At 33.6% G+C, this 14,414-nt stretch carries 12 protein-coding genes; all 12 read right to left on the bottom strand.

Annotated elements, in window-relative coordinates:
- Nucleotides 1-8 precede the first annotated feature (8 nt).
- Nucleotides 9-1,103 (bottom strand): histidinol-phosphate transaminase, encoded by a 1,095-nt coding sequence (gene hisC / locus ACI9TV_RS05815; RefSeq protein ID WP_415249824.1) that lies wholly within the window; start codon nucleotides 1,101-1,103, stop codon nucleotides 9-11.
- Between the two features lie 3 nt (nucleotides 1,104-1,106).
- A complete protein-coding gene (gene pheA / locus ACI9TV_RS05810) occupies nucleotides 1,107-2,189 on the bottom strand; it encodes a prephenate dehydratase (protein ID WP_415249823.1) in 1,083 nt (360 codons plus the stop codon).
- Nucleotides 2,186-2,962, bottom strand: coding sequence for an HAD-IIA family hydrolase (locus tag ACI9TV_RS05805; RefSeq protein WP_415249822.1), 777 nt, complete (start codon nucleotides 2,960-2,962; stop codon nucleotides 2,186-2,188). The genes pheA and ACI9TV_RS05805 overlap by 4 nt, the downstream gene beginning before the upstream one ends.
- A gap of 13 nt (nucleotides 2,963-2,975) precedes the next feature.
- Nucleotides 2,976-4,187, bottom strand: coding sequence for a diaminopimelate decarboxylase (gene lysA / locus ACI9TV_RS05800; protein ID WP_415249821.1), 1,212 nt, complete (start codon nucleotides 4,185-4,187; stop codon nucleotides 2,976-2,978).
- Between the two features lie 64 nt (nucleotides 4,188-4,251).
- Nucleotides 4,252-5,322 (bottom strand): LptF/LptG family permease, encoded by a 1,071-nt coding sequence (locus ACI9TV_RS05795; RefSeq protein ID WP_415249820.1) that lies wholly within the window; start codon nucleotides 5,320-5,322, stop codon nucleotides 4,252-4,254.
- A 4-nt stretch (nucleotides 5,323-5,326) separates the two neighbouring features.
- Nucleotides 5,327-5,887: an aminoacyl-tRNA hydrolase gene (gene pth / locus ACI9TV_RS05790; RefSeq protein ID WP_415249860.1), complete on the bottom strand. Its 561-nt coding sequence runs from the start codon at nucleotides 5,885-5,887 to the stop codon at nucleotides 5,327-5,329.
- Complete coding sequence (locus ACI9TV_RS05785) at nucleotides 5,887-6,423, bottom strand: 50S ribosomal protein L25/general stress protein Ctc (protein WP_415249819.1); 537 nt, start codon at nucleotides 6,421-6,423, stop codon at nucleotides 5,887-5,889. Before ACI9TV_RS05785 ends, pth begins: the two co-directional genes overlap by 1 nt.
- 68 nt (nucleotides 6,424-6,491) lie before the next feature.
- Entirely contained in the window at nucleotides 6,492-7,670 is a 1,179-nt protein-coding gene (locus ACI9TV_RS05780; RefSeq protein ID WP_415249818.1) for a type IV pilus twitching motility protein PilT, read from the bottom strand.
- Nucleotides 7,667-8,647 (bottom strand): transaldolase, encoded by a 981-nt coding sequence (locus ACI9TV_RS05775; protein ID WP_415249817.1) that lies wholly within the window; start codon nucleotides 8,645-8,647, stop codon nucleotides 7,667-7,669. The genes ACI9TV_RS05780 and ACI9TV_RS05775 overlap by 4 nt, the downstream gene beginning before the upstream one ends.
- A 438-nt stretch (nucleotides 8,648-9,085) precedes the next feature.
- Nucleotides 9,086-9,676, bottom strand: coding sequence for an opacity family porin (locus tag ACI9TV_RS05770; RefSeq protein WP_415249816.1), 591 nt, complete (start codon nucleotides 9,674-9,676; stop codon nucleotides 9,086-9,088).
- A gap of 1 nt (nucleotide 9,677) precedes the next feature.
- Nucleotides 9,678-9,941, bottom strand: coding sequence for a hypothetical protein (locus ACI9TV_RS05765; RefSeq protein ID WP_415249815.1), 264 nt, complete (start codon nucleotides 9,939-9,941; stop codon nucleotides 9,678-9,680).
- Between the two features lie 10 nt (nucleotides 9,942-9,951).
- On the bottom strand, nucleotides 9,952-14,414 hold a 4,463-nt coding region (locus ACI9TV_RS05760), incomplete at its 5' end, for a VCBS domain-containing protein (protein ID WP_415249814.1).

Below are 14,414 nucleotides of genomic sequence, written 5' to 3'. Positions count from 1 at the left end.
TTTTATATTTATATTAGTTCTTCGAATAAATCAAAAAATTTACTATTTTGCAAAGAAGTCCCAACTGTTACACGTATCGCGTTCATACCATAGCCATTTAAGTCTCTTACTATCATTCCTCTACGTAGTAATGCAGAGGATATTTCTGAAGAATTTTGATCTTTATTTAGGCATAAAGTTACAAAGTTTGTATAGCTGTTTATTATAGCTATTTTTTGCTTCGATGCAAATTCTTCATAACGTTTCATCTCATCAAAATTCAAAGACACACTTTTTTGTACAAATTCTTCGTCACTTAAAGCTACACTTGCAGCTTCAAGGGAAAGTGTTGTAATGTTAAATGGTGGACGTAATTTATAGAGTTCTTTTATAATTTTTTCATTCGCTATACCATATCCAACTCTCATACCACCAAGACCATATGCTTTTGAAAAAGTTCCAAGATAAATTACATTATCGTATGAATCTACAATTATTTTTGGATCAACCTTTTTACTTTCATCTTTTAGCTGTGCATATTCCATATAAGCACCATCTACTACTACTAAAGTATCTTTGTCTATTTTGTCTATAAATCTAAACATTTCTTTTGCGTCAATGGCATCCCCAGTTGGATTATTTGGAGTACAAAGAAAAATTATATCTGGAGATTCTTGTTTATAAAGCTCATAAAATTCTTCTAAATCATGCTGTTGTGAAGTAGTTCGGATGATCTCGGCTCCTACATGCTTTGCATAAATCTCATACATTGCAAATGTCACACTGTTTATGAGAATTTTTGATTTAGCATTTGCTTTGGCATGCATCAAAAATTCAATGACCTGATCACTCCCTGAACCAATAATTAAGTTGTTAGCTTCTACTTTAAACCTTTCACTCAAGGCTATTTTTAGTTTTACCATCGAATCATCTGGATAGAGAGCCATATTTGCGATAATTTTACCTACTGCATCTTGAACTTTGGGTGAACAACCATAAGGATTCTCATTTGAAGCAAGCTTTACAATGTCCTTAGGTTCTATTCCAAATTCACGAACAACCAACTCAATTGGTTTTCCAGCTTCATATGTTTTTATATCTTCTAGATTTTTATTAAAATTCATGTATTAATCCTCCCCCTTAACATAACTACCAAGCCATGTAACTTCACCATCATGTTTATTTAAAACTCTTTGGATTGCTTCATCATCAATATGTCCATAAAAATCTATATAAAACCAATATCCAAAACCACTTTTTCCTTTTGAAGGACGTGATTCGATTTTTGAGAGATTTATATCCTCTGAATCAAAATCTTGTAAAAAGTGTACGAGAGAACCTGGTTCTTGTGCATCATGTAATTTTACCAAAATTGAAGTTTTATCATGTTCACTTTGAGCATTTTTAAAATCACTTAAAATGATAAAGCGAGTAGAACTATCATGTTCATCTTCAATATTTTCAAACATAGTAGGGACACCGTACAACTTTGCAGCGATATGAGAACATATTGCGGCAGCTTCTGGATCTTCAGCTGCTAAAATTGCTGCTTTAGCAGTTGAGTCTACTGGAATCTGTTCAATGTTAACAAAACCATGTTCTTGTAAAAATTCTCGACATTGACCAAAACCTTTATCTTTTGAATAAATCTTTGTAATATCTTCAAGTTTTTTAGCCTTCGTCGCAAAAGAAGCATGAATAGGCATGTAGAGTTCTGCTACGATTTTGACAGAAGACTTTGAAAGTAAATCAAGAGTTTCCCCAACAATACCATCTTTTGAATTCTCTATTGGTACTACACCAAACTTTGCACGACCAGCTTCAAGTGTTTTAAAAACAGAGTGAATGGAACCAAGTGAAATATAATCACTCATCGCACCAAATCTACTCTCAGCTGCTTGATGGGTAAATGTTCCCTCAGGACCAAGATATGCAATACGTTCAGGAAGTTCAAGGTTACGAGAAACCGCAAAAATTTCTAGGAATATAGCCTCAATAGCTTTATCATTTAAAAGACCATTAGTATCTTTACTCTGAAGTGATAAACGCTCGATAATAGCTTTTTCTCGCTCTGGTCGATAAATAGCTCCACCTGAGTCACTTTTTATTTCACCAACTCTCTCAACAACTTTCATTCTTTTATTTAAAAGTTCTAGAACCTCATTATCTATGGAATCAATAGCTACGCGACAATCATCTAATGTTTTCATACTAACTCACTTTTGTCTAAAATTTCTTGCATATCAGCATATACTTCATCTGGTCGAAGATTCTCATCTAAAAATGGAACTATCTCTTCTTGTGTTTTATACTTTCCACTTGTTACAAAAATTGTTTTCATACCAAGCTCTTTTGCTCCACCCAAATCACCTTTTACATCATCACTAATCATTGTGATATCTGTAAATTTAGTACCCTTAGCTAACTTAGCCAAAGCCTTTTTATAAAATGCATCACTTGGTTTACCTATCACATCATACTTCACAGATGTAGCGAACTCAAGAAGCTTTAAAATTGCACCAACACCCGGATATCTTTTATTGTTCTTGGCATAAATCGAAGTCTCATGCATCCCTACTAGAGATGCACCTGAGAGTAAAAAATCTATCATTTGTGCATATTCATCGTGTGTAAAATTTTCTTTTATTGCGATGAGAACTGTTTGAGGATTATCGTAATTAAGGGTGTATCCCATCCCAACAAGAGTATCTAAGAACTCTTCTGCTCCATATGCGGCAACCGAAGTTTTCGCTACACGAGACTCTAAAAGCATTAAGGGATCAATATAATTATCATTAGAAAAAATAAAACCTTGTCTTTGTAAAAAAGTATAAAAATCTTGACTTGACTTTTTAGTATTATTCGTCACAATCATATAAGGAATATTATTTTCATTCAAGTGGTTGATGAACTCTATACTTCCAGGAAGTGGAGATTTATCAATATCACTAATAAGAGTTCCTTGAACGTCTATAAAATACAAGTGTACATTTCCCCTAGTCTTCTAAGTATTCTGTCTCTAGTGCGATTAGATCTTCAAAAGTTTCACGCTTTCTAATCAGTCTTGCTTTACCACTTTCTAACGCTATTTCAGCACTTCTTCCACGCGTGTTATAGTTACTACCCATTCCAAAACCATATGCTCCGGCACTATGTACAACAACTAAGTCGTTATGTTCTAATTCAGGCAAACTATAATCTTTCGCAAAGAAATCTCCACTTTCGCATACAGGACCAACAATATCAACAGCCCTTAGCTCAGACTTTGAATCTGTTATAGCTTCAATCTTATGATATGCACTATACAAGGCTGGACGAAGTAAGTCATTCATTGCACCATCAATAACAACAAATTTCTTGGAGCCATTTTGTTTTTCATACAAAACTTTAGATACGAAATAGCCAGCATTCGCAGTTAAAAATCTTCCTGGTTCACAAAGGATAGTTAAATCAAGACCCTTTAAAGTACTCAATATTGCTTGTGCGTAATCATATGTTGGAATTAAAGTTTCGTTATCATACTTAATTCCAAGTCCACCACCCACATCAAAAAACTTCAACTCAATCTTAATATTTTGTAAAGAACGTACCAAGTCAGCAACAATCTCAGCTGATTCATAAATTGGTTTAAGTTCTGTAAGTTGCGAGCCTATATGAAAATGAATTCCTACTGGATCAAGGTTATCAGAGTTGTTTGCTTTAATATACATTCTTTTTGCAGTGTTTAAATCAACTCCAAATTTATTGTCATGTAATCCAGTTGAAATATATGGATGTGTTTGAGGATCTATATTTGGGTTTACACGAATACTAATACGTGATTTTACCTTGAGCTCTTTTGCAATAAGTTCCACACGACCAAGTTCTGCTTCACTCTCAACATTGATGTAAAGGATATCTTTAAGAATTGCTTCACGAATTTCATCATCACTTTTACCAACACCTGAAAAAATGATTTTATATGCTGGTATACCTGCAAGAAAAGCACGTCTAACTTCACCAATAGATACACAATCAGCTCCACTTCCCATCTTTGCAAAATGTCGTACTACACTGAGGTTTGAGTTTGCTTTGACTGCGTAACAAAGAATTGATTTTCTAGCTTTAAATGCATCTTTTAGCTCTGTATATTGAGCTGTCATATAGTCTAAATCATAGATGTAAAGTGGAGTTTTATACTTACTCGCTAGTTGTTTAAAATCAATCATAAAAATCCTAAAATATTTTTATGGATTTTATCTAAAAAGTGCTTATATTTTTGTTATAGGAATATTATGTTGATTGTCTGTACTTTCTCCATTGCCTGAACGCAATTACAAAAAGTATAAAAACAGGTCCAATAATTCCTACTTCACCTGATATTGTCTTATTTGTTGAAATTTCTATAAGCATAAAAAGCATTCCCCAAACTAATAAGGTTGCAAGAATTGCTCCAAAACTAAATAACGAAACATTTAAAAATCGTACACTCATTGGAACAAAAAAGAAAATAATAATAACAACTGATGGTACAAAAAATGGATATATAAATATCTTATATAAAGCACCTTTAATACTACTGGTATCAACACCCTGCTTTTCTAGGAGCGTGTAGGCATCCAGGGCATCAGTGATGGTGAAATTCACTTTTCCTTCATAAATTTGATCTAGCATTTTAGGTTTAAATCCATGAAGAATTTCTAAGTCTTTTTCCTCTTTGACTATCATACCAGGAGAATTAAAACTCATATCATCTGGTTTTATAAGTAAGTCGGCTTGTTTAATATGCCATGCTTCATTTTTATACGTTGCCTTTTTTGCGATAATAACTTCTTTTAATGATTTATCTTTTACACTAAATACTCGAATGTCTTTGGCTTCATTTGTAAGTGGTAATAATTTAGAAAAATACACATATTTATCTTCATACGTAAAAAATAAATCTTTTGAAGGGTGAAGATATTGAGAATGTACACGAATATTTTTTGAAAATTCATCTGCACGTGAAAAATTTGGTAAATTATGTAAGGATATAAATAAAATGATAATTCCAGTTGAGACAACAACAAAAGGTCGTAAAATATCAATTCTAGAATATCCAAGCGAATAAAAAGAGACAAGAGCGTTTGAGCGAATTAAAAATATCTTTGTTGTTATCATCGCAAATATAAGTGACAATGGAAGTAACATATCTATAGCAAAAAATGATTTATATACAAGATAAATAAGCATAATATTCGCAGATCTTGAAACTTGTTCTGCCTTATCCATAAAGTCAAAACCTACAAGGAATAAAACTAATGCCCCAAGTATTACAAAAAAATATTTGAGATAATGAAAAGATATATATTTGAATACTAGCATATATTTATTTTATCTGAAATTTTTTAATAGAGAACTTTGAACTTGTATCTTCCATGGAGTTTTTTAGTAAGAATTCTACTGCATCACAAGCTTTAATAATCCATTCTTGAAGATGTATATGCTGAGATAAACTGAAGTTGCTTAAAACATAAGATGCGACTTCACCTTTATGTTCAGGTCGTCCAATTCCCATTCTTACTCTTGTATATGCTTTTGATATTCTCTCATCTGTAGAACGTAAGCCATTATGCCCGCCATGTCCACCGCCATGTTTAAAACGAAGTGTTCCAAAGGGTAAATCTAAATCATCATGTATTACAACTACTTCTTCCATTTTATAAAACTTTTTAACAGCAACGATAGAATTACCCGAAAGATTCATAAATGTAAGTGGTTTTAATAAAAAATGATTTTGAAATTTATAAAGAAGACCTTCAAATGATGAAGAAGAAATTTTTTGAGCATTTTGTCTACGAATAAGCTCATCCAGAACCATAAAACCTATGTTATGGCGTGTATTAGCATACTCGGGTCCAGGATTACCTAGCCCGACTATAAGCATGATTACTTAGCTTTAATAATACTAATTAATGCAACACGATCAGAATCTAAAATTGTAACATTTGGAATTGCTGATAAATCACGAACTAATTTAGAATTACCTACATCCATTTCCGTTACATCAATTTCGATTGTGTTTGGAAGATTTTCCGGTGTACATTTTACAGTTACACGTTCTTTAGCCATATGAACAAGACCTTTATTTTTAAGACCAACTGCTTCACCTAGTGCAACAACAGGGATATTAAAAGTAGTTTCAACACCAGCTTGTGCTACCATTAAATCAACATGTAAAAGACTACCCGTAACTGCTTGTGACTCATAAGACTGAACTACTACATTCATCTCTTTACCACCAACATTCACTGGGAATGCTATAGTTTCTTTATTACGAACTGCACGGATATACTCATTCATCTTGAATGCAGCATTGATATTTTCAACACCTTTTCCATAAATATTCGCAATTAGATAACCATCACGGCGAAGTGCTTTTGTACCCTTCTTACCAATACTCTCTCTAACTATACCTTCTAACATATTAATTCCTTAAATTAAAATAAGCGGAATTATATCTAAATTATCTTTAGAATATGTTAGTTTATAAATTATTTTAAATCAAAAACATCTTCATTTTCATTATTTATCTCAGCTGCGTCATTCGAAGTTAAGGATCCAGATGCATTCAAACCACTCATTTTGAGTTTTAAATCTGAAGCGGAAGTGGCATTACTCAGAGCATTTTCTTCGGAAATAATACCCTCATTATACAACTCAAGAATCGACTGGTCAAAAGTTTGCGATTTGTAATGATCACGACCCTCAGCGATTGCATCACTGAGTTCATAATCACGATTTTCCATAATGAGTTTTTCTATTCTAGGTGTTTTAACAAGAATTTCCATGGCTGCACGACGTTTCTTATCTATCGTTTTAATTAACCTCTGAGATACAACTCCTTGAATAACACTTGCTAAAGACAAACGTATACGAGGCTGTTCCTCCGTTGGAAATTGTGCAATTATACGATTGATAGTCTCTTTTGCGTCAATTGTATGAAGGGTTGAAAATACTAAATGTCCTGTGTCCGCTGCATGTAAGGCAAGATTAATAGTCTCCATATCTCTCATTTCACCAACAAGGATTATATCTGGATCTTCACGTAGTGCTGCACGAAGTGCGTTTTTAAAAGAGAGGGTGTCTTGTCCAACTGAACGCTGATTTATAATACATCCTCTATCTTTATGTACAAACTCAACTGGATCTTCGATAGTAATAATATGTTTTTTTCTAGAAATGTTTATTTCGTTAATGAGAGTAGCTAATGTCGTTGATTTACCAGAACCAGTAATTCCTGTTACTAAAACTAGTCCACGTTCAAGTTTCGTAAATTTTCTTAAAATATCAGGAAGATGTAACTCTTCGAATGATGGAATTTGGATTGGAATAACACGGAATACAGCGGAGACTCCGTCGACTTGAAAAAACATGTTTACACGAAAACGATTTCTCTCATCAAATGGGTACACTAAATCTATCTCTTTGTTTTCAACAAACTCCCCAAATCTTCCTTTGAGCAACTCTTTTGCAAAAGTCATAGCATCATCTTTAGATAAAACACCTCCAGCAAATTGCACTAGCTCACCATCTATTCTTGCACGAATTACAGAATTCGCTTTTATATGAAGGTCACTTCCTCCTAGCTCAATCATCTTCCTCAAATAGGCTCGGATTTTTTTTAATTGCTCAAAAGTTAACTGAGATATATCTACGTCGTACTGACTCATAATGACTCCAATATATCCCTAAAAGCATCTTCAAAGGCCACTAGTCCATCAGAAATTTGTTTATCTAAGATTTTTTCAAAGTCTATGCCTATTGAATCTAGTTTTTCGAAGTGTTTTTGAATGACCTCATCTTTTAAAGGTAAGGCTTTTTTCTTTACACCATTAGCATGAAAAGCTTTTATTGTATCGATAGGAGCAGTATTTACTGAGTTATATGCTAACAATCCATCTATATAGTAATGCGCAGCTAATGAATCGTCTTTTACACCGGTACTTGCAAAAAGTGTTCTACATCCTGGTACTTGCATTTTTTCTATAACATTGTAAATATCCGCTGAATTATAAATCCCACTTAAGGCTACATCAATACCATTTTCTGAAAGTTTAGCATCCAAAGCGCGATCAACTCGACTCACAAAAATACTAATAACAGTATGTACTGTCGCAGCATTTTTCTTTACTCCAGCCTCAAAAGCTTTAGCACAAGCAATAGCCTGTTGCTTCTTAAATATTAAAGTTGCATTTACAGGTATTCCAGAAGCTGTAAGTTCTTCCATCGCAATATATCCGGCAGGCGTAGCCGGTACTTTGATCATTACATTTTCTCTATTTATACTTTTAAAAAGTCTTTTACCCTCAGAGATAGTGGCTTCAGCGTCATCACTTAGAAACGGATCTACTTCTATACTTACATATCCATCATCGTTCTTATCATACAAAGGTTTTAATATATCAGCAGCTTTAGTAATATCAAAAATTGCAACTGCTTCATACTTTTCTTTTGGGGATAAGCCTGTAAGAGAAGAGAGTTGTTCTTTATATGCTGGCGAATTTAAAATCGCATTTTTAAAAATCGCAGGGTTTGAAGTAGCTCCATTTATAATACCATCATCAATTAAGGTCTTAAATTCATTATCTAAATAATCTCTTTCTATAAAATCTGCCCATAAAGAGAACTTCAAATCTTCTATATACATATTAAATTCCTACAAATATTTTTTTCTATTATAACTCATAAAGAATAATAAACACTCTATAAAGTCCTATAATAAGTTGTTTAATACAAATATATATCCACATTAAGTTAATTAAGAATATATATTTAATGTGGATATACATTCGCTCTTATAAGAAATTATAACTGAGCTATGCTTTATAAAATCTTGATTAAACTTCATCCTTAACTTATCCATTAGATACATATATTTACAACTATATGGAATATTTACTATCAGACAATTTACTTTTTTATCCATGAACATAGCAGCATGATAATCAAGCTCTAAATCCTTTAAGATCTGTCTTCTATAAATATACTTTTTAAAGATGGTTTCTTGTAAATTTTCTGCTCTTCTTTTCGGGTTAAACCAACTATTACATTCTTAAACCCCAATAATACTATATATTAAATTTCCCTAAAAAGAATACCTAACCCCAACTCCAATAGAAGTTTTATCTTCATGTGTAACTTCAGCCTTAGCTGGAGTTGCAATAAGGTTAGTCTTAAAATCTAGTTTTTGGTAAGAAATTGTTGAATATATACTCCAGTTTTTATATAGCTTATAACTAATCCCAGCTTGTACTCCATATAGAAGTGATGAGAGTTTTTCATCTTTAATCTTTGAGTTTACTAAAGGATCTGTTTTCCACTTTAGGTTGCTCATACCAAGAGAGATACCTATAAAAGGATTTAAAAATGTCTCAAACTCATAATCTACACTCAGGTACAGACTTTTCATATCTACATCATCGAGTTTAGCTGATTCATAGTTTATGCTCATTACATAGTTTTCTATTTTTTTCCCGGCCTGTACACTTATAGATGATGTACTATCATCAAGTGTACGAGCAAGAAGTATATTGCCTGATATATTTGTCTTCTTTACACTTAAGGCATTAGAATGAACGCCTACTCCTACGAAGTAATCATTTTCAGAGTTTATATCCCTTGCGATAAGAGAGCATAATGTTCCAATTGCTACTACACTACATATAATTTTATTCATCTTAGTTTTTCTCCCTTATAATATGAGCACTTCCTGTAAGTACACACACTCTCTTTGTTCCATTAACATCATGCAATACTTCTATAGTTGTATCACTTTCATCTTTTATTAGTAAGTCGTTTAGCTGTGTAGTTATATACGTCTCACTACAGTGAGTAATAGTGATCTTTTCCTCTCCAGTATCGAAACTACCTTCTCCGCCACTACATGCACTAAGAAGAAGTCCAACTACACTTACCATTACTATTAAATATACGTTTTTCATCATCTTCTCCTTAGAATCTTATATCGTCGTTAAGTGGTGTTACTATGATTATTCTCATGCGTCCGTTAACTTCTTGTATAGTCACATTATTATTTCTATAAAAAGAAATATCATCCAATAAGGTTGGATCTTCTTCAATAAAGCTATCATCTATACACGCGTATTTTGCGAACTTCGTTACGCTTGTACCATCTTTAGCAGTTGTAACATATGCATCGGTGTATTGAGCAGCATTTTCACATTGTGCTGTTTTATTATCAACACTTGTCTGTACTTTTCCAGTTACTTTGACAATTGTTTGTGCTCCTGCTATGTTAGAAGTTACCTTCGTATCAAATTCATCCCCATTTACTTCATGAACTGCTGAACCATCTGTTAAGGCTTTTACTATGGCAACAATATTATTTAAAGTATCAAGGATAGAATTCGTTTGAACTTCGCCAGTTTCTTTAATAACTGTTTTAGCACCAATTATTTCAGATGTAGCTTTAGTTGACTTACCATCTATTGTGATCATATGAATTGCTTGACCATTTGCTTTTGCATCTACTTGTATTTCAACTAAACGATTATTTACATTCGTAGTCTGAACTTGTGTCACTATCTTCATATCGCCATTTTCATCATTCTCAATAAGCGTTCTTGCTCCAATGATTTCAGAAATAGCACTTGTAAGTAGATTTCCAATTTGTAGCAAGTGAGTAGCAATTCCATCTATGGTCGCTAAGACTTGAGCTTTAAGACCTCTAGTCTCATCTTCATAAGTCGTTGTGACTCCATTAGAATTTACAGTTACATTCGCACCTTCTAGTTTTGAGGTGGCTGAAGTCGTTGTTCCATTTACATCTACTGTATGAGTCACTTTTCCATCAAGAAAATTGTCTACTACAATTCTACTCTTTGGAGTACTAATCTCTGTAGTAACCGCTCCTGTCTCTCCATTACTTGTTCTAGTAATTTTATCATCCAACACAGAACTATCAATCTCGGTTGTAGAAGTTATAACATTACTTGCAGTATCGGTAGCTCTAACCTCGACAAACCTAACATTTGTTAAATCCACTTCTACTTCAGCAATTGAGTTACCATTTACATTTAATATGCTACCCGCTAAATAGATGTTTGCTTGCGTATACGTTACTTCATCTGTAGTTGTATCTTTAAAGACTTTAGATGCATTAACATCTCCAGTATCACTATCTACTTTAAAATTAAGACCTTCTAAAACTGTTGAATTATCGGTGCTTTCTTCTAGTGGTGTAGATGTATCTACATTTCCATCTACATCAATAATAATAGTACTTCCAGGTCTATTTACAGCTACGTATGTTGCACTTACATCTTCGAGTTTGGTTGTTGTTGCTATTGATCCACTACAATCAACTGTAGCTGTAACATTAACTCTTTTAGTATTGCTATTTATGAACTCTCCCGTATGAAGAACTCTATTATCGCTTGTAATGTCTATATTCGCATTTAGTATTTTCATAACAACTGTTGTAATGATATTCGATCCATCCATTTTACCTAAGATATGTTTAGTAATCATATCTGTACCATCATAAGCTATTTCAAGGTTATATTGACATGTACTTCCATCACTATTAGTAAGAAGTGGCGTTATTAGACTCATCTTTTCATCATCATGTACCGTTACATCTGTACCTGGATTAGCAACTGATATAGTATGATCTCCATTCGTCTCATCCATGATTATTTCTAATCCACCATCGTCTTTAATTGTTATATCTACATTTGGTTCATAGAACGTAACAGAAGTAGAGTTATCTTCATTTTCTGTAGTATCAGAAGCTATACCGTTGGGAATAATTACTTCAGTTACTTTATCATTACCGCTTCCTGGAACTTTTTTATATGTAGTTGTTTGTGTTCCATCTCCATTATCTATTGGTCCATCACTACCGGCATCATTATCATCTAAATAATTCGAAATTCCATCGTTATCATCATCAAGTGTGTATTCAGAGCTATCAAGTTGACCATCCCCATCACTATCTTCATCTTTGTAGTTTGGTATACCATCATTATCTGTATCTACATTGCCTTCATCTATATCACTTATACCATCGTTATCTGAATCAGTGTCTATAGAATCAGGAATACCATCTCCATCACTATCGCCACCACCCTCTTGATTATCAGGTATACCATCATCATCGGAGTCTTCATCAAGATAATCTAGTTTACCATCTCCATCAGTGTCACCACTTCCTTCGTCAATATCTAAGATACCATCATTGTCAGAATCTTTATCAAGATAATCTACTGTTCCATCTCCATCACTATCTCTTTGTGGCGTTTCAGTGGAACCTTCATCTATATTTGATATTCCATCTTCATCTGTATCTTGAGTCCCAGTGGAATTTGGATCTTGGTAATCAGGGATACCATTACCATCATTATCAGCATCGCCTTCATCTACATCTTTAAAGCCATCATTGTCTGAGTCTTCGTCTTTATAGTTTGGAATTCCATCATTATCTGAATCTAATGGTGGAGTAGTTAAAGAACCTTCCTCTTCATCGCTTATTCCATCGTTATCATCATCCACATCTGTTATGTCTGGTATACCATCGCCATCCGTATCTTTAGTTCCAGTTGTATCTGGATCTTGATTATCAGGTATACCGTCGTTATCGCTATCGCCTGATCCCTCATCTGTATCTGGGACTCCATCATTGTCTGAGTCTCTATCTTTATAATCAGGGATACCATCGTTATCTGAATCTGTTGGAGGAGTGTTTAATGAACCTTCGTCTTCATCACTTATTCCATCGTTATCATCATCCGTATCTCTTACATCTGGAGTACCATCTCCATCAGTATCTTTAGTTCCTGTACTATCTTTATCTTTGTTATCAGGAATACCATCATTATCGGCATCTCCATTACCTTCATCTATATCAGGAATGCCATCATTATCAGCATCTGGATCTTTGTTATCAGGTATACCATCGCCATCGCTATCAGTAGCACCTTCTTCAGTGTCAGAAATACCATCATTGTCAGCGTCTTTATCTTTCGAATCAGGGATACCATCGCCATCTGTGTCTTTGACTCCCTCTTCATCATCAGGGATTCCATCATTATCATCATCAGGGTCTGTTACATCTGGAATGCCATCTTCATCTGTGTCTTTAGTATCTTCATCTTCAACTACATTTGTAATGTCAATTGAGAGAGTTTGAACATCTTCTTCATTATGATTATCTCTTGCTATAATTTTTAGCGTATAAAGAAGTTTATCTTCATGATTTGGAGATTGTATAAAGCTTACTTCTCCTGTGCTAGCATCTATTTCAAAGTATTCATAATCAAAGTTATTCGCTATATGAAATCTTACATTTGCATCACTATCATAATCTATTGCAGATACAGCAGTTAAAACTTGGGTGTCATTTTCAGGATAAGTAATAGTTGTATATTCTAAGCCTTCATTTGAAGTGATAATTGGAGCATCATTGCTTCCGGAGAGAGTGATAGTTAAATTCGTGTCATCACTTGCTCCATTATCATCTGTTACGGTTATTGCTATTGTTTTAGTAAATGTTTCGCCTACACTTAAATAATCATAAGCGCTGTTGTTTGAGTCATATGTAAAATAACCTGTTGAACCTATAATCTCAAATCCAGCTACGGACTCTGAAGAGTAAGTAAAAGTAGCTGTAGTATCTATATCTGTAGCACTAAATTGCCCAACAAACGAACCACTTCCTTCAAGCATAGAATGGACTACAGAAGAAGATGCTACTGGTTGATCATTTGTACCTTCTACTGTTAATGTAATACTCATAGTAGACTGTGCATTATGTTCATCACTTAGAGTTACTGGTATAGTGATTACTTGAGATTCGCCCACATTTAAATACTGATAACTATTATGAGATGGATCAAAGCTATAGGTTCCGTTTGCATTAAGAGTAAAGCCATTTACTAGATATGTAGTGTTAAAAGTATGTGTAGCCGTTGTATCTTCATCTATTGCTATAATAGTTCCAGAAATTATACTGCTATCTTCACTTGCATTACTAGTTGTATCATTTGCGGTTGGGATACCATTAGTCCCAACTAGCGTGATTGTGATATTCATATTATCAGTTGCGTCATGCTCATCACTTACAACTATAGGGATAGTCATAATTTTAGATTCCCCAACATTTAAGTGCTGGTACGCAGCATCTGCTGGATTAAAGCTATAAGTACCACTAAAGTCTAAATTAAATCCTGCAATTGCTGCTGTTGTTGCATAGCTAAGTATTGCACCAGTATCAAGGTCTGTGGAAATAATAGTTCCCGTAATTAAATTTGCATCTTCTTGTGTGGAAGAATCTATATTTGAAGATGCAATTGGAGTATCATTTGTTCCATTTACTGTTACTGTAATAGTAGAATTACTTTGAGCATTGTTCTCATCAGATATAGTGTAGTTGATAATTACTGTTTCAGTCGCTC

The sequence above is a fragment of the Sulfurimonas sp. genome, from assembly GCF_047622445.1.
Lineage (GTDB): Bacteria > Campylobacterota > Campylobacteria > Campylobacterales > Sulfurimonadaceae > Sulfurimonas.
This window is presented reverse-complemented; position numbering and strand designations above follow the sequence as displayed.

Excerpts from the sequence above, each read along its gene's own strand:
- hisC (WP_415249824.1), bottom strand. The coding sequence starts at position 1,103 with ATGAATTTTAATAAAAATCTAGAAGATATAAAAACATATGAAGCTGGA.
- pheA (WP_415249823.1), bottom strand. The coding sequence starts at position 2,189 with ATGAAAACATTAGATGATTGTCGCGTAGCTATTGATTCCATAGATAAT.
- lysA (WP_415249821.1), bottom strand. The coding sequence starts at position 4,187 with ATGATTGATTTTAAACAACTAGCGAGTAAGTATAAAACTCCACTTTAC.
- ACI9TV_RS05795 (WP_415249820.1), bottom strand. The coding sequence starts at position 5,322 with ATGCTAGTATTCAAATATATATCTTTTCATTATCTCAAATATTTTTTT.
- ACI9TV_RS05785 (WP_415249819.1), bottom strand. The coding sequence starts at position 6,423 with ATGTTAGAAGGTATAGTTAGAGAGAGTATTGGTAAGAAGGGTACAAAA.
- ACI9TV_RS05780 (WP_415249818.1), bottom strand. The coding sequence starts at position 7,670 with ATGAGTCAGTACGACGTAGATATATCTCAGTTAACTTTTGAGCAATTA.
- ACI9TV_RS05775 (WP_415249817.1), bottom strand. The coding sequence starts at position 8,647 with ATGTATATAGAAGATTTGAAGTTCTCTTTATGGGCAGATTTTATAGAA.
- ACI9TV_RS05770 (WP_415249816.1), bottom strand. The coding sequence starts at position 9,676 with ATGAATAAAATTATATGTAGTGTAGTAGCAATTGGAACATTATGCTCT.
- ACI9TV_RS05765 (WP_415249815.1), bottom strand. The coding sequence starts at position 9,941 with ATGAAAAACGTATATTTAATAGTAATGGTAAGTGTAGTTGGACTTCTT.